Origin of the sequence: Enterobacter cloacae complex sp. IR5450 (genome assembly GCF_049238665.1) — a bacterium.
Taxonomy (GTDB): Bacteria; Pseudomonadota; Gammaproteobacteria; order Enterobacterales; family Enterobacteriaceae; genus Enterobacter; species Enterobacter hormaechei_C.
The window spans coordinates 125321-143248 of record NZ_JBMKIC010000007.1; the positions used below are offsets into that span (position 1 = coordinate 125321).

19 protein-coding genes and 1 pseudogene are annotated in these 17928 nt (G+C 56.1%); 6 read left to right on the plus strand and 14 right to left on the minus strand.

Annotated elements, in window-relative coordinates; all coding sequences use genetic code 11:
* Positions 1–65: 65 nt before the first annotated feature.
* Both sbcD and sbcC read left to right on the plus strand, forming a co-directional pair.
* Positions 66–1271 carry an exonuclease subunit SbcD gene (sbcD, locus tag ACOTYB_RS08505; RefSeq protein WP_003859124.1) on the plus strand — a complete coding sequence of 402 codons (1206 nt, stop codon included), beginning with the start codon at positions 66–68 and terminating at the stop codon, positions 1269–1271.
* Complete coding sequence (gene sbcC, locus ACOTYB_RS08510; RefSeq protein WP_099543763.1) at positions 1268–4399, plus strand: exonuclease subunit SbcC; 3132 nt, start codon at positions 1268–1270, stop codon at positions 4397–4399. Before sbcD ends, sbcC begins: the two co-directional genes overlap by 4 nt.
* 97 nt (positions 4400–4496) lie before the next feature.
* Here sbcC and mak read toward each other — a convergent pair whose 3' ends face one another.
* Positions 4497–5402: a fructokinase gene (mak, locus tag ACOTYB_RS08515; RefSeq protein WP_003859127.1), complete on the minus strand. Its 906-nt coding sequence runs from the start codon at positions 5400–5402 to the stop codon at positions 4497–4499.
* Between the two features lie 123 nt (positions 5403–5525).
* On the opposite strand from mak, the gene rdgC reads away from it, so the two are divergent.
* Positions 5526–6440, plus strand: a complete 915-nt coding sequence (rdgC, locus tag ACOTYB_RS08520) for a recombination-associated protein RdgC (protein WP_003859129.1) — start codon at positions 5526–5528, stop codon at positions 6438–6440.
* A gap of 47 nt (positions 6441–6487) precedes the next feature.
* Here rdgC and ppnP read toward each other — a convergent pair whose 3' ends face one another.
* The 5 genes from ppnP to ACOTYB_RS08545 form a co-directional block, all read right to left on the minus strand.
* Positions 6488–6775, minus strand: coding sequence for a pyrimidine/purine nucleoside phosphorylase (gene ppnP, locus ACOTYB_RS08525; RefSeq protein WP_003859131.1), 288 nt, complete (start codon positions 6773–6775; stop codon positions 6488–6490).
* Positions 6776–6846: 71 nt separating this feature from the next.
* On the minus strand, positions 6847–7524 hold the full coding sequence (locus ACOTYB_RS08530) for an AroM family protein (RefSeq protein WP_003859133.1): 678 nt from the start codon (positions 7522–7524) through the stop codon (positions 6847–6849).
* Positions 7525–7760: 236 nt separating this feature from the next.
* Positions 7761–7952 carry a protein YaiA gene (yaiA, locus tag ACOTYB_RS08535; RefSeq protein ID WP_003859135.1) on the minus strand — a complete coding sequence of 64 codons (192 nt, stop codon included), beginning with the start codon at positions 7950–7952 and terminating at the stop codon, positions 7761–7763.
* A 44-nt stretch (positions 7953–7996) separates the two neighbouring features.
* Positions 7997–8521 carry a shikimate kinase AroL gene (gene aroL, locus ACOTYB_RS08540; protein WP_023315502.1) on the minus strand — a complete coding sequence of 175 codons (525 nt, stop codon included), beginning with the start codon at positions 8519–8521 and terminating at the stop codon, positions 7997–7999.
* Positions 8522–8665: 144 nt separating this feature from the next.
* Positions 8666–9124, minus strand: a complete 459-nt coding sequence (locus ACOTYB_RS08545; RefSeq protein ID WP_003859141.1) for a YaiI/YqxD family protein — start codon at positions 9122–9124, stop codon at positions 8666–8668.
* A 97-nt stretch (positions 9125–9221) separates the two neighbouring features.
* Here ACOTYB_RS08545 and proC point away from each other — a divergent pair, with 97 nt between their 5' ends.
* Positions 9222–10031: a pyrroline-5-carboxylate reductase gene (gene proC / locus ACOTYB_RS08550; RefSeq protein WP_023315501.1), complete on the plus strand. Its 810-nt coding sequence runs from the start codon at positions 9222–9224 to the stop codon at positions 10029–10031.
* A gap of 16 nt (positions 10032–10047) precedes the next feature.
* Here the strand turns inward: proC and adrA are convergent, their stop codons facing one another.
* From adrA to ACOTYB_RS08575, 5 genes are all read right to left on the minus strand, one after another.
* Positions 10048–11151: a diguanylate cyclase AdrA gene (gene adrA / locus ACOTYB_RS08555; RefSeq protein WP_421765795.1), complete on the minus strand. Its 1104-nt coding sequence runs from the start codon at positions 11149–11151 to the stop codon at positions 10048–10050.
* A gap of 102 nt (positions 11152–11253) precedes the next feature.
* Positions 11254–11574: a phosphate starvation-inducible protein PsiF gene (gene psiF / locus ACOTYB_RS08560; RefSeq protein ID WP_022650447.1), complete on the minus strand. Its 321-nt coding sequence runs from the start codon at positions 11572–11574 to the stop codon at positions 11254–11256.
* Positions 11575–11867: 293 nt separating this feature from the next.
* Positions 11868–12128: an anti-adapter protein IraP gene (gene iraP / locus ACOTYB_RS08565; protein WP_003859148.1), complete on the minus strand. Its 261-nt coding sequence runs from the start codon at positions 12126–12128 to the stop codon at positions 11868–11870.
* A 208-nt stretch (positions 12129–12336) separates the two neighbouring features.
* A complete protein-coding gene (locus ACOTYB_RS08570; RefSeq protein WP_015571317.1) occupies positions 12337–13551 on the minus strand; it encodes a multidrug efflux MFS transporter in 1215 nt (404 codons plus the stop codon).
* Positions 13552–13720: 169 nt separating this feature from the next.
* Positions 13721–14404, minus strand: a complete 684-nt coding sequence (locus tag ACOTYB_RS08575) for an extensin family protein (RefSeq protein ID WP_220153605.1) — start codon at positions 14402–14404, stop codon at positions 13721–13723.
* Positions 14405–14508: 104 nt separating this feature from the next.
* On the opposite strand from ACOTYB_RS08575, the gene ddlA reads away from it, so the two are divergent.
* Positions 14509–15606, plus strand: coding sequence for a D-alanine--D-alanine ligase (ddlA, locus tag ACOTYB_RS08580; protein WP_003859156.1), 1098 nt, complete (start codon positions 14509–14511; stop codon positions 15604–15606).
* A gap of 3 nt (positions 15607–15609) precedes the next feature.
* Here ddlA and ACOTYB_RS08585 read toward each other — a convergent pair whose 3' ends face one another.
* Complete coding sequence (locus tag ACOTYB_RS08585; protein ID WP_155023827.1) at positions 15610–15831, minus strand: DUF2754 domain-containing protein; 222 nt, start codon at positions 15829–15831, stop codon at positions 15610–15612.
* Between the two features lie 248 nt (positions 15832–16079).
* Between ACOTYB_RS08585 and ACOTYB_RS08590 the strand changes: the two genes are divergently transcribed.
* The gene (locus ACOTYB_RS08590; protein WP_003859159.1) at positions 16080–16382 is read left to right on the plus strand and encodes a DUF2755 family protein; all 303 of its coding nucleotides are present in this window, start codon (positions 16080–16082) and stop codon (positions 16380–16382) included.
* Here ACOTYB_RS08590 and ACOTYB_RS08595 read toward each other — a convergent pair whose 3' ends face one another.
* A complete protein-coding gene (locus ACOTYB_RS08595; RefSeq protein WP_104468596.1) occupies positions 16383–17480 on the minus strand; it encodes a DUF1615 domain-containing protein in 1098 nt (365 codons plus the stop codon).
* A gap of 12 nt (positions 17481–17492) precedes the next feature.
* Positions 17493–17928: pseudogene (locus ACOTYB_RS08600) on the minus strand (SbmA/BacA-like family transporter); the annotation flags it as partial.

Below are 17928 nucleotides of genomic sequence, written 5' to 3' on the forward strand. Positions count from 1 at the left end.
AGCGGTTATTTTCCGTTCCACGAACGTTTATAATCCTGCTTTCTTATTATTGCCACGGATCTTTTATGCGCATACTTCACACCTCAGACTGGCACCTGGGTCAAAATTTTTACAGCAAAAGCCGCGCCGCGGAACATGAAGCGTTCCTGAACTGGCTGCTGGAGACGGCTCAGGCTCACGAGGTGGACGCGATTATTGTGGCGGGCGACATTTTTGATACCGGATCGCCGCCGAGCTATGCGCGTGAGCTATACAACCGTTTTGTGGTCAACCTCCAGCAAACCGGTTGTCACCTGGTGATTGTCGCCGGAAATCATGACTCGGTGGCGACGCTGAATGAATCCCGCGATATTCTGGCGTTCCTCAATACCACCGTGGTGGCCAGCGCCGGGCACGCGCCGCAGATCCTGAAAAAACGCGACGGCACGCCGGGCGCGGTGCTGTGCCCAATCCCGTTTTTACGCCCGCGAGATATCGTGCAAAGCCAGGCGGGTCTGTCCGGCAGCGAAAAACAGCAGCATCTGTTGCAGGCCATCACCCGCTATTATCACCAGCAGCATACGGAAGCCTGCGCGCTGCGCGGCGATCAGGCCATTCCGATCATTGCCACCGGACACCTCACCACCGTCGGAGCCAGTAAGAGTGACGCGGTGCGCGAGATCTATATCGGTACGCTGGACGCGTTTCCGGCGCAAAACTTCCCCCCCGCCGACTACATTGCCCTCGGGCATATTCACCGGGCGCAGATCATCGGCGGCTGCGAGCATATTCGCTATTGCGGCTCGCCCATTTCCCTCAGTTTTGACGAAACGGGCAAAGCCAAATCCGTCCATCTGGTGAGCTTCACCGAAGGCAAACTTAGCGCCGTTGAGACGCTCGAGGTGCCGGTCACCCAGCCGCTGGCGGTGCTGAAAGGCGATCTGGCCGCCATTACCGCTCAGCTTGAGCAGTGGCGCGGCGCAGCGCTTAATCCCCCCGTCTGGCTCGATATCGAAATCACCACCGACGACTACCTGTACGATATGCAGCGTAAAATTCAGACGCTGACGGAAGACCTTCCCGTGGAAGTACTGCTGGTACGCCGCAGCCGCGAGCAGCGCGAGAAAATACTGCTCAACGCCCAGCGTGAAACGCTTAGCGAACTTCGGGTTGAAGAGGTGTTCGCGCGGCGGCTTGCGCATGAAGAGGTGGACGAGGCCAGACGCACCAGGCTTAACGAGCTGTTTGCCCAGACCCTGCACTCCCTCCATGACGAGGACGAAAACGCATGAAAATTCTGAGCCTGCGTCTGAAAAATCTGAATTCGCTAAAGGGTGAGTGGAAAATTGATTTCACCGCGGAGCCGTTCGCCAGCAACGGGCTGTTTGCCATCACCGGCGCAACCGGCGCGGGTAAAACCACGCTGCTGGATGCCATCTGCCTGGCGCTGTACCACGAAACGCCGCGTCTTAATAAGGTCTCTCAGGCGCAAAACGACCTGATGACGCGCGATACCGCCGAATGCCTGGCGGAAGTGGAATTTGAGGTCAAAGGCGTTGCTTATCGCGCTTTCTGGAGCCAGAACCGCGCCCGCAACCAGCCGGACGGGAACTTACAGGCACCGCGCGTAGAGCTGGCCCGCTGCGAAGACGGCAAAATTCTGGCCGACAAAGTCACGGATAAGCTGGAACAAACCGCCGCACTCACCGGGCTGGACTATGGTCGCTTTACCCGCTCGATGTTGCTCTCGCAGGGGCAGTTTGCCGCCTTCCTGAATGCTAAACCGAGCGATCGCGCTGAGCTGCTGGAGGAACTGACCGGCACGGAAATTTACGGCCAGATTTCCGCCATGGTTTTTGAAAAACACAAAGCGGCACGTAACGCGCTGGAGATGTGCGAAGCGCAGGCCGCAGGGGTTGTGCTGTTGAGCGAGGAACAGCAGCATCACTTGCAGCAAAGTTTGCAGGCGCTCACTGACGAAGAGAAAATCCTGCTGGCACAGCAGCAGAGCCAACAGAAAGATTTTCAGTGGCTTACGCGTAACGACGAGCTGATACGTGAGCAGCAGCGCGCAGCCGCTTCGCAGCAGCAGGCGCAACAGGCTCTGACGGACGCCGCGCCGCAACTGGCGAAGCTCCAGCTGGCGCAACCCGCCGCCCAGCTACGTCCGCTATGGGAGCACCAGCAGGAGCAGACCGCCCGCCTGTCGCAAACCGCAGAGCGAATTGTCGAAGTAAATACTCGCTTACTCGACAGAGCGGCACAGCGCGCGCGTATCCGCAACGGTGCGCAGCGCAACCGTGAACAGTTGCAGACAGAGCACACGGCGCTGACGCAGTGGCTAACCGAACACGATCGTTTCCGTCAGTGGGGACAGGAAATTGCCGGCTGGCGGGCGCATTTTACGCAGCTGAATCGCGATAAAAATCAGCTTGTTGCCCAGGCAGCGCGCATGGCTGAGCTTCGTCAGAAGCTGGCTGAGCTGCCGGAGAGTACGCTGACGCTGACGGCTGAGGATCTCGCGACGGCAATGGAGCAACAGGCACAATCGCGGGCGCTCCGCCAGCGTCTGACTGCGCTTCACGCTCGCTATCAGCCGCTGCAAAAACGACTGCGCCAGAATGCGGAAAGCGTGCAGAAAGCGCAGGCTGAGCAGGGTAAGCTCAATGAAACGCTGATCCTGCGGCGTCAGCAGTTCAAAGAAAAAAATCAGCACTATGCCGACCTGAAAGCGCTCTGTGAGCGTGAGGCGACAATCAAGGATCTTGAGAATTATCGTGCTCAGCTGGAAGCGGGTAAGCCTTGCCCGCTCTGCGGTTCACGCGAACACCCGGCAGTTGTGCAGTATCAGGCGCTTGAACTGACTGACAATCAGCGCCGCCGCGACGCGCTGGAGAAAGAGGTTGCCGCGCTAAAAGAGGAAGGATTGCTGGTACTCGGGCAGGTGAATGCGCTGACCCAACAGATCCAGCGCGAGACTGAGGAAGCACAGGCTCTCTCTGAGGAAGAGCAAGCACTCACTAAAGAGTGGCTGGAGGTCTGCACCTCCCTGAACATAGCGCTGAATATTCAGGATGATATAGCACTCTGGATGAGCGCACAGGAGCAGTATGAACGCCAGCTGTATCAGCTCAGCCAGCGTCTGACGCTGCAAAACCAGCTCATTGAACAGGAAGGTCAGGCGCGCCAGTACCAGCAGCAGCTGACGGCGACGCGTCAGGCGCTGGCGGCCTCGCTAGAGTCGCTGTCGCTTAGCGTGCCCGATGAAGGGGCCGAAAGCGCCTGGCTGAGCGCGCGCGAAAGCGAATATACCCTGTGGCAGGAAAAACAGGCCCAGCACGGTACGATTCAGGAACGTATTAACGCCCTGATGCCAATCCTGGAGACGCTGCCGGTTACCGATGATACAGAAGCCGACGCGGTTATACCTGAGAAGTGGCGCGGCATCCACGACGAATGCGTGTCGCTGCAAAGCCAGCTCACCACCCTCCAGCAGCAGGAGACGCTTGAGCGTGAACGGCTCCAGCAATCACAGGCTCAGTTCAACGCCGCGCTGACCGCGAGCTGCTTTGCCGATCGGGAGGCATTTCTCTCCGCCCTGCTGGATGAAGCGTCGATCCGCCAGCTTGAACAGCAAAAGCAGACGCTGGAAAACCAGCTCCAGCAGACCACGGCGCTTTCGGTGCAGGCAAGCCAGCAGCTTCAGGCGCATCAGGCACAGCGCCCCGAGGGGCTGGAAACCGATGCCGCAACGCTTCAGGCGCAGTTACATCAGCTGGCGCAACAGCTTCGGGACAACACCACGCATCAGGGGGAGATCCGCCAGCAGCTCAAACAGGACGCCGATAACCGTCTGCACCAGCAGGCGCTTATGCAGCAGATTGAGGAGGCGGCGCGTCAGGCCGACGACTGGGGCTATCTCAATGCGCTGATAGGCTCCAGCACCGGCGATAAATTCCGTAAATTCGCCCAGGGGCTAACGCTGGATAATCTGGTGTGGCTTGCCAACCAGCAGCTCAACCGTCTGCATGGCCGCTATCTGCTTCAGCGTAAAGCCAGCGACGCGCTGGAGCTGGAAGTGGTCGATACCTGGCAGGCCGATGCGATACGCGATACCCGTACCCTTTCCGGCGGGGAGAGTTTCCTGGTCAGTCTGGCGCTGGCTTTAGCGCTTTCCGATCTGGTCAGTCACAAAACGCGCATTGATTCGCTGTTCCTGGATGAAGGGTTCGGCACGCTCGACAGTGAAACGCTGGACACCGCGCTGGATGCGCTCGACGCACTGAACGCCACCGGGAAAACCATCGGCGTGATCAGCCACGTTGAGGCGATGAAAGAGCGTATTCCGGTGCAGATCAAGGTGAAGAAGATCAACGGGCTGGGGTATAGCAGGCTGGACAGGGAGTTTGCGGTGAATTGAATGGGGGACGGTGCGGTCTGATGCCCTCACCCTGGCCCTCTCCCTGTGGGAGAGGGTACAAACATCAAAAACGGCAACGCAAGTTGCCGTTTTGCGTTTATTCCGGCCAGAGCCACGCCGCGCCGCGTACGCCGCTGGAGTCACCGTGGACGGCTTTGCGGATCGGCGTTTCGCACTCGCCGCCAAATACCCACTGTTTCACCAGCGTTGGCACCGTGGCGTACAGCCGGTCAACGTTGCTCATGCCGCCGCCCAGCACAATCACGTCCGGATCGAGGATGTTGATCACATGCGCCAGTGACTTAGCCAGCCGCATTTCGTAGCGGCTGAGCGCCAGTTCAGCCACCGGATCCTGCTCCTCAACCAGACGCATAATCTCGTTACCTTTCAGCGGCTGGCCGCTCAGACGATGATAATCGGTGGCAAACCCCGTACCGGAGATAAAGGTCTCTATACAGCCCTGCTTGCCACAGTAGCACGGCACTTCGGCGCGGTATTTGAGTTCATCTTCATCCATCCACGGCAGCGGGTTGTGCCCCCACTCGCCCGCGGTGCCGTTGCCGCCAATATGCGAGCGCCCTCCGAAGGCCACGCCCGCCCCGCAGCCGGTGCCGATAATTACGGCAAATACGGTCTGCGCGCCAGCCGCTGCGCCATCCACGGCCTCAGACACCGCCAGGCAGTTTGCGTCATTCGCCAGACGCACTTCCCGGTTCAGGCGTTGGCTTAAGTCTTTATCAAACGGCTGACCGTTGAGCCAGGTGGAGTTGGCGTTTTTCACCACGCCGGTATACGGCGAAATGGAGCCAGGGATCCCCATCCCGACTGTGCCCGTCTCGCCCGTTGCCTGCTCTGCCATATCGACCAGGCGGGCAATCGTCTCTATGGTCTGGTGATAATCATCGCGCGGCGTAGGCAGACGGTGGCGAAACAGTTGCTCCCCCTGCTCGCTCAACGCAATGACTTCTGTTTTGGTGCCGCCCAAATCAATCCCAATACGCACAAGACACTCCTCATTATTTTGATTATCAACAGAGTAGAAGCCTGCTTCCCGATTAGCAATGCAAGCGATGCGACAATTCGTTATCATGCCCGCTGATTTAACGACAAGGCCGTGGAAATTATCATGCTGTGGTTCAAAAATTTGATGGTTTACCGTCTCAGCCGCGACGTTTCGCTGCGTGCAGAAGAGATGGAAAAACAGTTAGCCGCTTACTCCTTTACCCCTTGCGGTAGCCAGGATATGGCAAAAACCGGCTGGGTTCCGCCAATGGGTTCTCAAAGCGATGCGCTGACCCACGCCAGCAGCACGGGGCAAATCATCGTTTGCGCCCGCAAAGAAGAGAAGATCCTGCCGACGCCCGTGGTTAAGCAGGCACTCGAAGCGAAGATCTTCAAGCTGGAAGCTGAACAGGGCCGTAAGCTTAAAAAAACCGAAAAAGATTCGCTGAAGGATGAAGTGCTGCACTCGCTGCTGCCGCGCGCCTTTAGCCGCTTTAGCCAGACCATGATGTGGATCGACACCGTTAACGGGCTGATTATGGTGGACTGCGCCAGCGCCAAAAAAGCCGAAGATACGCTGGCGCTGCTGCGTAAGAGCCTTGGCTCATTACCGGTGGTACCGCTGGCGCTGGAAACGCCGATTGAGCTGACCCTGACCGAGTGGGTGCGCAGCGGGACTGCCGCGCAGGGCTTCCAGATCCTTGATGAAGCAGAGCTGAAAGCGTTGCTGGAAGATGGCGGCGTGATCCGCGCGAAGAAACAGGAACTGGTGAGCGACGAAATCGCCGTGCACATTGAAGCGGGCAAAGTGGTGACCAAACTGGCTCTCGACTGGCAGCAGCGCATTCAGTTTGTGATGTGTGATGATGGATCCGTGAAGCGCCTGAAATTCTGCGATGAACTGCGCGATCAGAACGAAGATATCGACCGCGAAGATTATGCTCAGCGCTTTGACGCAGACTTTATCCTGATGACCGGCGAGCTGGCGGCGCTGATTCAGAACCTGGTGGAAGGTCTCGGCGGCGAAGCGCAGCGCTGACAGGCAAAACGTAGGCCGGGTAAGCGAATGCGCCACCCGGCATGCTTTTATTTCAGATAGCGGCACAGATAAGAGGTTGGCTCTGCAACCTGTAAATGGAACTCGCTGTGGCCCGGCACGTTGAAGACCTGCCCGGCACTATATACTTTCCACTCCGTTTCACCCGGCAGCAGGACGTTCAGCGCGCCGCTGACCACCGTCATCTCTTCCGCTTCTGCGGTGCCAAAGGTGTATTCCCCTTCCGCCATTACGCCGACACTGGCGCGGCCAGTGCTGCTGCTGGTAAAACCAATGGATTTCACTTTACCGGAAAAGTATTCGTTACTTTGAAGCATGAACTGGCCCTTATATTTATAGAGAAAAATCCACTATAGGGGCCATGCTCATGACCTGTCACGCAAAATCATTACACCAGTAATTCTGACGCCAGACGCGCCATCAGGACGTTAGAGAGCAGCACCGGAACATCCAGCGCCTTTTGCAATAAATCACGATGCCGCTGATGGAAGCCCAGGCAGTCGAGCATCAGGACATCCGCCCCTCTGTCGATCAATTCCTGCCCGGCCGCAATCAGCTTCGCTTCGCTGTCCCAGAACGGGTTAGCCAGCGCGTACAGCGGGGTGTGCTCCAGCGCAGCCCACTTCACCGTCTGGTTATCCAGCAGTTCCTCAACGGGAACGATGACCCCAACCTGATGACCATCAACAATAGAGGCCACCAGCGGGGGGATAATCCGCATCGGTTCGAGCAGAATGGCATTACGCGCGCTGAGTCCTTTAACGGGTGCCGTGCTCATCAGCAAAATGACGTCATAGTCCTGATTGTCGAGCACTTCGATCACGCCCTGTAGCGCGCGCTCGATTTTCTGGCGCGACACATGCGCCAGTTTACCGTCACTGAGTAACGTTGCCAGGGGATCTTCCCCCTCTCCGACCGCGTAGTCTTCCATGACCTCTTCCCGACTGAGCTTCCCTAACAGACTGAGATGCGTAATTTGTTGTTCAGAGACATGCTCGGTTAAGAGCGGTAATACTTCGCTTACAGGCACCACACCAATCGTGAGGATCGCCAACGTCGCCTTCATTTTGATCGCCTTCCGTTACTACCACAACTGCCACACAGGTGCAGGCTCACTACGCTGCGCTGTTCATTTATTCAACAAAACAGCACCAAGCGTAGCAGGGGATCTCAACACCGTAGTGTAAAGATCGACTGGCCTTTCCGAATCCACCTGTAATAACTAAATATTAACTGCTGCTTAACATCAGCGATAAGTTAAAAGTGTGATTCAGGCACGGTTGTAACGAATTCGGATTCCTGTCAGGACTTCTCAGGATCCTCATAGCGCCGTTTCGCATCCAGCGCTTCCTGTTCGGTTTCATGTTCGCTGATCAGCGAATCAGGTTTAGGGTGATCGGCACGCAGCTGGTACCAGGTTACGGTTTGATCGCCATTACCTTTTTCAACGGTAACGATGCGGGCTTCACGTGGATAGGGAGGTCTGGTTGGCATAGCTCATCCTTTTTTTATGTCTGAGCTATGAGTATAGACGGCTGTTAGCTGGCGCAAGCCAAACGCAGGGCGGTAATAATCTGAATCGCAACTTTTTCGGGTGACGCCGACGCATCCACAACGTGGTGTGCCGCCTCGCGGTACAGTGCATCGCGTTCGGCGAGGACCTCGCTGACCTCTTCACTCAGCGGTTTCGCGGTCAGCGCCGGGCGCTGCCCCTCTTCCGGAAACGCCTCCAGCCGCCCCACCAGCGTAGAGACCGGGGCACAGAGGTAGATCACGACACCCTTTTCGCGCATAAACTGGCGGTTATACGACGCCAGGATAATGCCCCCACCGGTCGCAATCACGGTTGACGGCGCGGTCACCGCTTCCAGCGTGGCCGTTTCACGCGCACGAAAGCTCTCCCAACCCTCATCTTCAACGATATCGGCGATAGTCTTACCCGCATTCTCCTGAAGCCAGTGGTCAGTATCGACAAACTGACTCTGGCACAAACGCGCCAGCTCCAGACCAACGGTGGTTTTCCCACAGCCGCGAGGGCCAACTAAAAAGATGGGTGGGTTCATAACCAGGTGTTCCCCTTGCTGCCGGATAACTGAAGGCTGTAAAGAAATAATTGCAGTAGATGTTGCGCTAACTTTACTGCAAAGCGGTACGGAATGACAAGCCTGTGGAAGCCACACTGTACCACAAAACCGCCCGGAGGTGGGCTACGCCGGGCGGCGCTTCACTTCCAGCAGCCATTTATCCAGCTCGGCGGCAAACTGCTGGCGATCGCGCTGCGACAGGCTGTCCGGCCCACCGGTTTGCACGCCGCTGGAACGCAGCGTATCCATAAAATCACGCATGGTGAGCTTCTCCCGGATCGTTGCCGGAGAGTAGCGCTCGCCGCGCGGGTTAAGCGCCGCGGCCCCCTTCGCCAGCACGTCGGCAGCCAGCGGGATATCCGCCGTGATCACCAGATCTCCTGCGTCACACAGGCGTACTATCTCGTTATCCGCCACGTCAAACCCGGCCGGAACGCGCAGAGATCGGATGTATCTGGAGGGCGGCACGCGGATATTCTGGTTCGCCACCAGCGTTAGCGGCATCTGCACGCGCTCGGCAGCACGAAATAAAATCTCTTTAATCACATTCGGACACGCATCCGCATCAACCCAAATCGCCATCGTCTCTCCCCATTATGATTCTGGCGACTATTGTCGCCTGCATTTCGTTGTTAAGCTATCAATGAGAGATAACAACGCATAATAACGGAGAGACGTGATGGATAAGAAAATCGGGTTTATCGGCTGCGGAAACATGGGCAAAGCTATCCTCGGCGGACTGATTGCCAGCGGGCAGGTGCTGCCGGGGCAGATTTGGGTCTATACCCCATCCCCGGATAAAGTCGCGGCGCTGCGTGATGAGTATGGTGTCAACGCTGCCGAAAGCGCGCAGGAAGTGGCTCAGGTGGCGGATATTGTCTTTGGCGCCGTTAAGCCGAATATCATGATTAAAGTCCTGGGCGAGATCACCTCCAGCCTTAACAAAGAGACCCTGGTGGTGTCGATTGCCGCAGGCGTGACCCTCGATCAGCTCGCCCGCGCGCTGGGTCACGACCGTAAGATTGTTCGCGCCATGCCAAACACCCCGTCGCTGGTGAATGCCGGTATGACCTCCGTTACCCCGAACGCGCTGGTCACATCTGAAGACGTGGCAGATGTACTGAATATCTTCCGCTGCTTCGGCGAAGCGGAAGTGATTGCCGAACCGATGATCCACCCGGTGGTCGGCGTGAGCGGCTCTGCCCCGGCGTATGTTTTTATGTTTATCGAAGCCATGGCCGATGCTGCCGTATTGGGCGGAATGCCGCGCGCGCAGGCCTACAAATTTGCAGCGCAGGCGGTGATGGGCTCGGCCAAAATGGTGCTGGAAACGGGTAAGCATCCGGGCGAATTGAAAGATATGGTGTGCTCGCCGGGGGGCACAACCATTGAAGCCGTGCGCGTGCTGGAAGATCGCGGATTCCGCTCCGCCGTGATCGAGGCGATGGAAAAATGCATGGAAAAATCAGAGAAGCTCAGTAAGTCCTGATGCGCTACGCCGGGCGTCAGGCGGCCACTTCGGTGCGGCCCCGTCCGGCATTTTTGGCTTTATAGAGGGCCACGTCCGCCGCCTTTAGCCATTCACGATAGTGGGTGAACTGCGCTCCCCAGGGGGCAACCCCAACGCTGATACACAACCTCGCCGTTGGTGCTCCGTGCAGCGGCATGTTGACCAGCCGTTCATGGACGCGCGACATAGCTGCAATCGCGCTGTCGGCAGGCGTGCCGGACATGATCACCGCGAACTCATCCCCACCAAAGCGGCCAATATAATCGCCTGAGCGCAGAGTCAGCTGAAGCTGGCGCGTAATGGCAACAATCGCTTCATCTCCCACGTCATGCCCCCAGGTGTCGTTGATCGTCTTGAAGTGATCGATATCAATGAGCAGTATCGTCGCCTGTCGATGGCTGCGACGGCAGGCCTCAAATTCGTAACGCAGCAGCGTTTCCCAGTGACGGCGATTGAACACGCCGGTCATTCCGTCGCGGGTACTCATCAGCTCAAGCCGACGCTTATGCTCTGCCAGCCGGATCGCCGTGCGGTGGCTGAGCCATGCAAACAGCATGGGGTAGACCACCAGCACGGGGAGCGTCAGCCACAACGCCAGCGGTTCAGAGGTCAATAGCACAGGAGTACCCGTGGATTGCACGGTGAGCAGAGCAGACAGGGAAAGCAGCGCCAGTCCTGTCAGAAATAAGCGACATCCCCCCGATCCCATCATATTCATGCCGATCATCATGATCAGCGCCGCCGTTGGTAGCGCATTGAACCCTGTTAGCCCCATCCATACACCGGCAAGAATGGCATCGATTTTCAGATTAACAATTTCACTTCTGTGGGGTTCAGCCGAACGAAAAGCCAGCTGCCAGGCCAGATGGGGCCAGACAAAGACCCAGCCCACCAGCAATAACCACCAGACGCCGGAAAGAAACTGGCTCACCAGAACGCTGGCAAGCGGAACAAATAGCGCCGCCAGACCAACGATGCGTGCCAGCCGTATTCGCCGGGCAAATCGCAGACCGGAACGGTATGAATCATCCTGAGAAAGCTGCTGGTGCCACGCTTCCCGAATGTTCTCGTGACTGTCATAAAACTCATCATTCATCATCTTTGGGAATATTCTGAAACATTTTCCCAAATTATAGAGAGGGGGATAGCGGGGAAAGTATGAAATTTTGGGTGAGCCACAGCCGTGACTCACCCGTTAGCACTACGCCTGTTTTTTCAGGCACGCGCTCATGAACTTGCTGCGATCGTCGCCTTTCAGCATCTGCTGTGTCGCCTGGGCATTGCACTCGCGCATTTTTTGCTGCTGCGGGGTCAGGCTTTTTTCACCGGGTTTTGTCGCACCATTTTTTAGGCAGTCGCTCATGTACGTTTTACGGGCATCCCCTTTCAGGCTTTGCGATGTCGCCTGTTGGTTACAGGTCGTCATGCGTTGCTGCTGGGGCGTCAACGTTTTCTCTTCCGCATGTGCTGATGCCATCAGACACAGGCCAGAGAGCAGGGTAATCAGTATTGTTGTTTTCATTGCACCATCCTTTATGTGAAGTTCCACGTTAAGTCTGGTTCGTTACGGAAAAAAAACCACCCTGCGCACCTGATTTTCGCCGGGCTCCGCGGTTATTTCAGCCCTGTAGCGGCACAATGATCATTATCCGGTTTCGCCGGCAGGGAGGCGGTAATTAATAGCAGAAATTATGCGGTGAAAACTGTGCTCTGTCTCAATTTAATTTACCCTGAAAAATGTGTAAAAATAAAAACAGAGCGACGCCAGGCATCCTGCATGACAATTCTGTGACATGTCATTTCACCTCTGGCCGGTTAACTGCGAGGATGCCTCAAAAGCTTTTTTACGTATTGCTGAAGCAGCTCCGCATCCTCTGCGGGAACCTGTGAATCAGGGCGAGCTTTTTCCAGCGCGCCTTCAACGTTGTCGATCAACGCCTCCTGCTCTGGTTTTGCCATCTGTCGCAGCAGCGCCGTCACAACGATTTCCAGCGCCTCGACCTGGGCAACCAGCTCTTTCGACTCTTCTTCCTTTTGGGCAAGCTTAACCAACAACTCAGCAATGAGATTTTTCATGGTGCTATTTCCTTATGTGATTTCCCCTGAAATTAACACCCTCACTGAATAATGAAAAGCATGGATTGGCTTTATCTTATGCAAAAGTGACATCGCTGCCAAAAAAGATATTTCGTGGAGAAAGCGAAACGTTTTTCTAAAAGAAAGGCGCCGCATTTCGTTATATAAAAATGCGGCGTTCATAAGAATAAATAATATATTATCGTGTTTACCGGGCCGACTTTGCCTCAGCGATTCGCCTGCGACGGCGTAAGGCAAAGGCCAGTTGAATAATATTCAGCAGTACCACCACCGCCGTCGCGGCAAATACCCAGCGGAAACCCGCCATCGCCGAGACCGAGGCGCCAATAAGCGGACCCGCTACGTTGCCTAAATACATGAACGACTGGTTGTAGCCAAAAATGCGGCCGGTTACCTGGTCGCTGGAATATTTCACCAGCAGCGTCTGAACAGCGGGCAGCATGGCGCCATCCGCGAAGCCAAGCAGGAAGCGCAGGATGCCCAACTGAAGAGGTGTGGTGACGAATGACATGGCAAAGAAAAGGATCACCGCAATGATGAGCGTTGCCATCAGAATACGTGCCGTACCGATCCTGTCGCCCAGTTTCCCCAGGCGCGGAGCAGACATCAGCGCCGACACGCCCGGCACGGCGGCAATCATCCCGCTCAGAAACGCAATGTTGCTGCTGTCCGGCGCCATCGACTTGATAAACAGCGCCAGAATCGGCCCCACCGAGCCGTTACAGAGCTGGATCACCATCGTCGTCACAAAGAGGCTAATCATCAGGCCAGGATAAGGCAGCGAGGCGAAAACCGCTTTTCCGCTCAGGCGTTCGGATTTGCTGACAACAGGCCGCCCGCCCTCTTTAATCAGAAAAAGGGTGACCAGAAAGCTAATCGTCAGCAGGATCGCAGTAATGATAAAGACCGCACGCAGCCCGACATGGTCCGCCAGGAAGCCGCCGAGCAGCGGGCCGCCAATGACCCCGCTGATCTGGGCGGTGGAAAGCGTGCTGAGCGCCCAGCCGCTTCGCTCACGCGGTACCTGTGAGGCCACCAGCGCCATGGCATTCGGAATGTACCCAGAGGTCAGCCCCATTATCGCCCGCAGAATAAATAGCTGCCAGACGTTGGTGGCGAAGGCCTGGAGCAAAATGGCTATCGCCATCCCCAGCGAGGCGCGGAGCAGCATCAACTTGCGCCCCTTGCGATCTGCCAGGCTACCCCACATCGGCGACACAATGGCGGAGACCAGAAACGTCACGCTGAACGTCAGGCCGGACCACATGGAGAGCGCTTCATGGGAAGTGACCCCCAGCTGCGACACATACAGCGGCAGGAAGGGCAATATCTGGCTGATAGCCAGTCCGGTGAAGAAGCAGCCGAACCAGACTGAAATGAGGTTAACTTTCCAGGATTCCATAACAGAAATAGTCTTCATTTTTAGGCGAATTCGCCGACAGATTAGCAAGTTACGCGCAATGACATAGCGCCAGAGATGCGGCCTTGCAGACTTTGGTGTTTTATCTTCCCAGTCATCATATTTGTGAAATAAGTCACAATTTATCCAAATTTCGGCGGAAGATTATGCTTCATCGACATAATCCATATCCGCGCATTCCCAGATGGAAATGGTTGGCATGGGCGGCATTATAGTCCGGTCCCAGACCGTTACCGTAATAACCACAGCTTGCCGAGAGCAGCGCCTGTAGCCAGGGCTGCGTCTTTTCCGCTTTCCAGCCGTTTAGAACGGTAACACGCTGTCCGTTTGCCAGCCTGAAAGCGCTGATATCCAGCGCATCCGCCGTGGCATGTTCGCTGCGCCGCGCATCCGGGCGGCTGTAGATATTGCGGCAGGCAAAGCTGCCCAGATGTTCAATACGCGCAAGCTCGCTTCCCGTCCAGGTTTTGGTGAGCGGCCGGGCCTGCTGGCTGACAAACAGCGCCGAACTTAACGCCAGCGGGCAACTGGCAAGAAAGCTGCTGTTCAGACTGACCGGGCCAAAATCACGTACGCGCACCACGTTACTCAGTGGACACTCCCCGGCGCTGTCAGCGACCGCCTGGGTACGGATAAGCCGACGTTGGTTCGCCTGCGTTAACAGGCTTTCGCACGCCTGGGGGGTTAAACGCCGAAGTTTAAACTGGGTTATTTTTCCGGGCGGATCGTCAAGCGTAAGCGGCACGAAAGGGTTGTACTGCGACGGCAACCAGCGGTAGCCCACCGTGACGATCTCGGCAATAACAATAAGAATAAACAGACCTTTTCCTTTCACGCGCCCCCCTTCAGCATCCCTCAAAACATTATGGCAGAAGGCCGCGAAACCCGCCGGGCATCGTGGTATGTTATTGGCTTTTCGTCAGACTGGAAGAGAGTGAGATGGCAAAGCAGCGCGTAGGTATTGTCTTTGGGGGAAAATCGGCAGAGCACGAGGTGTCATTGCAATCGGCTAAAAATATCGTTGATGCGATTGATAAAAGCCGTTTTGACGTGGTGCTGCTGGGCATAGATAAACAGGGCCAGTGGCATGTTAACGATGCCAGCCAGTATCTGTTACACGCTGACGATCCGGCGCACATCGCCCTTAATCCTTCTGATATCAGCGTCGCAACGGTTCCAGGCGTGGTACAGGGACAGCTTATCGATGCCGGGAACGCGCAGGCGCTGGCACAGATTGACGTGGTGTTTCCTATCGTTCACGGCACGCTGGGCGAAGATGGCTCCCTGCAAGGCATGCTGCGGATGGCGAACCTGCCGTTTGTCGGTTCCGATGTGCTGGGCTCTGCCGCCTGCATGGATAAAGACGTCACAAAACGTCTCCTGCGCGACGCCGGTCTGAATATTGCGCCGTTCGTGACGCTTACTCGTGCCAACCGCGATAAACATAGCTTCGCGCAGATCCAGGCGCAACTCGGCCTGCCGCTATTTGTGAAACCAGCAAATCAGGGCTCGTCCGTTGGCGTCAGCAAAGTCACCAGCGAAGCGCAGTTTAACGAAGCCGTTCGTCTGGCCTTTGAGTTTGACCATAAGGTGGTGGTTGAGCAGGGAATTAACGGACGCGAAATTGAGTGCGCCGTACTGGGCAACGACTTCCCGCAGGCGAGTACCTGCGGTGAAGTAGTGCTGAACAGCGACTTCTATTCCTACGACACCAAATATATTGACGACAAAGGTGCCCAGGTTGTGGTCCCCGCCGCGCTCGATCCTGACGTTAACGACAAGATCCGCGCGATCGCCGTTGAAGCCTATCAGGCGCTGGGATGCTGTGGGATGGCGCGCGTCGACGTGTTTCTGACGCCGGATAACGAGGTGGTGATTAACGAAATCAACACCCTGCCGGGCTTTACCAATATCAGCATGTACCCGAAACTGTGGCAGGCCAGCGGGATAAGCTATCCGGAACTGATCACCCGCCTGATTGAACTGGCGCTGGAGCGTCACGCCGCTGACAGCGCCCTGAAAAGCTCTGTTAACTAACGGTTAGTCGGTTTTCTCTGCCGTCGTCGTCTCATCGGGGCGACGGCGGATAATGAATCCCGCCAGCCAGAAACTGATTATCCAGGTCACCAGCCCAACCGCATAGGTTTGCCAGCCTTTCGCTTCAAATCCCAGCAGCCCGACAACACCGTTGAGAATAAAGATCAGCCCGATCGCAAAGGCGTAGTAATGCCAGTCAAGGCGTAGTTTGGAAGTGAGCTTCATGACAACTCCGGCAGAAAAAAAACTATCCTCTCACAGTTTGATAAAGGCGTCTGTGGCGGATACGTAAATTCTGAAAAGCAGCGCAGTTTCACTTATGTTATCAATTTGTGACGTGATGCAGAATTCGACAATCCAGGAGAAATCCTGAACCGAATTTCCCACGATTCTGATATTGACAAATGCTATGACCTGTCACACTCACCCTGTACGACGCGTATTAAAACAGAGTGATATTTTCGGGAGGTCTTATGGCAGACTTTACATTGTCGAAACCGATTTTTGGCGGAAAACAACCAAAAACCTCCACGGCGGGGAATATTGCCTATGCCCTGTTTGTTCTGTTTTGTTTCTGGGCAGGAACCCAACTGCTGAATATGCTGGTGCATGCTCCTGGCGTGTATGAGCATCTGATGCAGGTGCAGGATACAGGCCGCCCACGCGTTGAAATCGGTTTAGGCGTGAGCACCGTATTTGGACTCATTCCCTTCCTCGCGGGCAGCATGGTTCTGGGCGTGATTGCCCTCGTCCTGCGCTGGCGCAATCGCCACTGATTACAGTCTCATACAGCGTGCCCGACGATCGTCCACGCGTTTCGCGAACCAGGCGGTCGTCAGGTTACGCGTGATCTTCGGGCTTTCCAGTTGAATCCCTGGCAGAATGGCTCTGGGTAATGCCTTTCCACTTTTCTTCTCGGCCAGCGCAAAGACCTGCTTATAGAGATCCGTTTTCTCAAACGCCAGGCTGTCGCCCTTCTCCAGCTGTCGGCGAATGTCGCTGTTGCTCATTTCCAGCTTCGTCGAGAGTTTTCGCACCGCACGTTCGGTGGTCCCAGCCTCACTGCTGCCGTATGCAATGAGATCGCCATCCAAAGCGAGCTTCACACCGCTGGCGCGGCTTACCGCATTCTGGAAGGCTGCATTTCGGCTGGCATACCAGCCCGCATTAAAGTCGGCAAAGCGATACAGCGGTTTATCGTAGTTGGCCGGATAATTCAGCAGGTGATACGTCCCAAACCACAGCCCACCGCGCAGGGAGAAGACCTCCTGACGCACCGTACCATCGATATCCCACGGATAGCCGTCGGTATGCTTTTCCGCAAATGCGATACTCACCTGCATCGGACCGCCGGTATGCACCGGATTCAGCGATCCAAACAGCCTCTGCCCCATCGGCACCATATTGATGAAATCATCGAAAATGGCGCTAAGCTGCTTCTCGGTTTTCACCGTATCCAGCCGTTCGCTATAGCTTTTACCGTTTGGCGAGGTGATTTTAAGGGCGGTATGTACCAGGAAAACCGGGATATGCATCGATTCGGCCCGGCGGTCGATCTCTTTCCAGGCGATTTTGTTCAGGCCAGGCACAACAGGATCTGACTGATACATCGATTCCTGCTGCGCCACCGCGAGCACCGAGCAGATATTCTCTTCGGTAGGCGCGATCTTCTGGCTTTTGAAGGTCGCTGCCAGCGCATCAGCCCACTCACTGCGATCCTTCACGCTGGCGGGCATCTTCTGCCGCACCACGCTCGCCACATCCACAGGCTTCTCCCCTTCTTTGAGCGGGGCAGCCCCTTTTTCGGCACAGCCCGCCAGCACGAAAGCGGCGAGTAACGTCAGAGGTAATGCACGTGGTACGGCAAATGGCATAGCAATTCCTTTTTAACCTAATGTATGGGTAACTTCCTGCACATCCTTATCGTCCAGCTCACGCTCGAAACTGCGTAAACGTTTGTAGATGGACATCAGCTCCACCAGCGTAGTCCAGGAGCTAATCAGATACTGGAACGAACCGCGAACCTGACCAAAGACGTTGGTGATTTGGGTCATCAGACCGAGCGTAATCGTACCCGCAACGATGGACGGGAACAGCAGGAACAACCCGAAAACGTTATCAACCTGAAGATAAAGAATGCGCGCGATATTGAAATACATGTAATGGAAATAGAGGCGGAAGTAGTTACGACGTACGGCGCCAAACAGCTCACGCACGGTTGGCATCGTCTTCACCATACACCAGCTCTTTACGGTAGGCCGCTTCCACGCGCTGGTTTTTAAACTCCAGCCCCGGCAACTTGATCCCTACCACCGCCAGCAG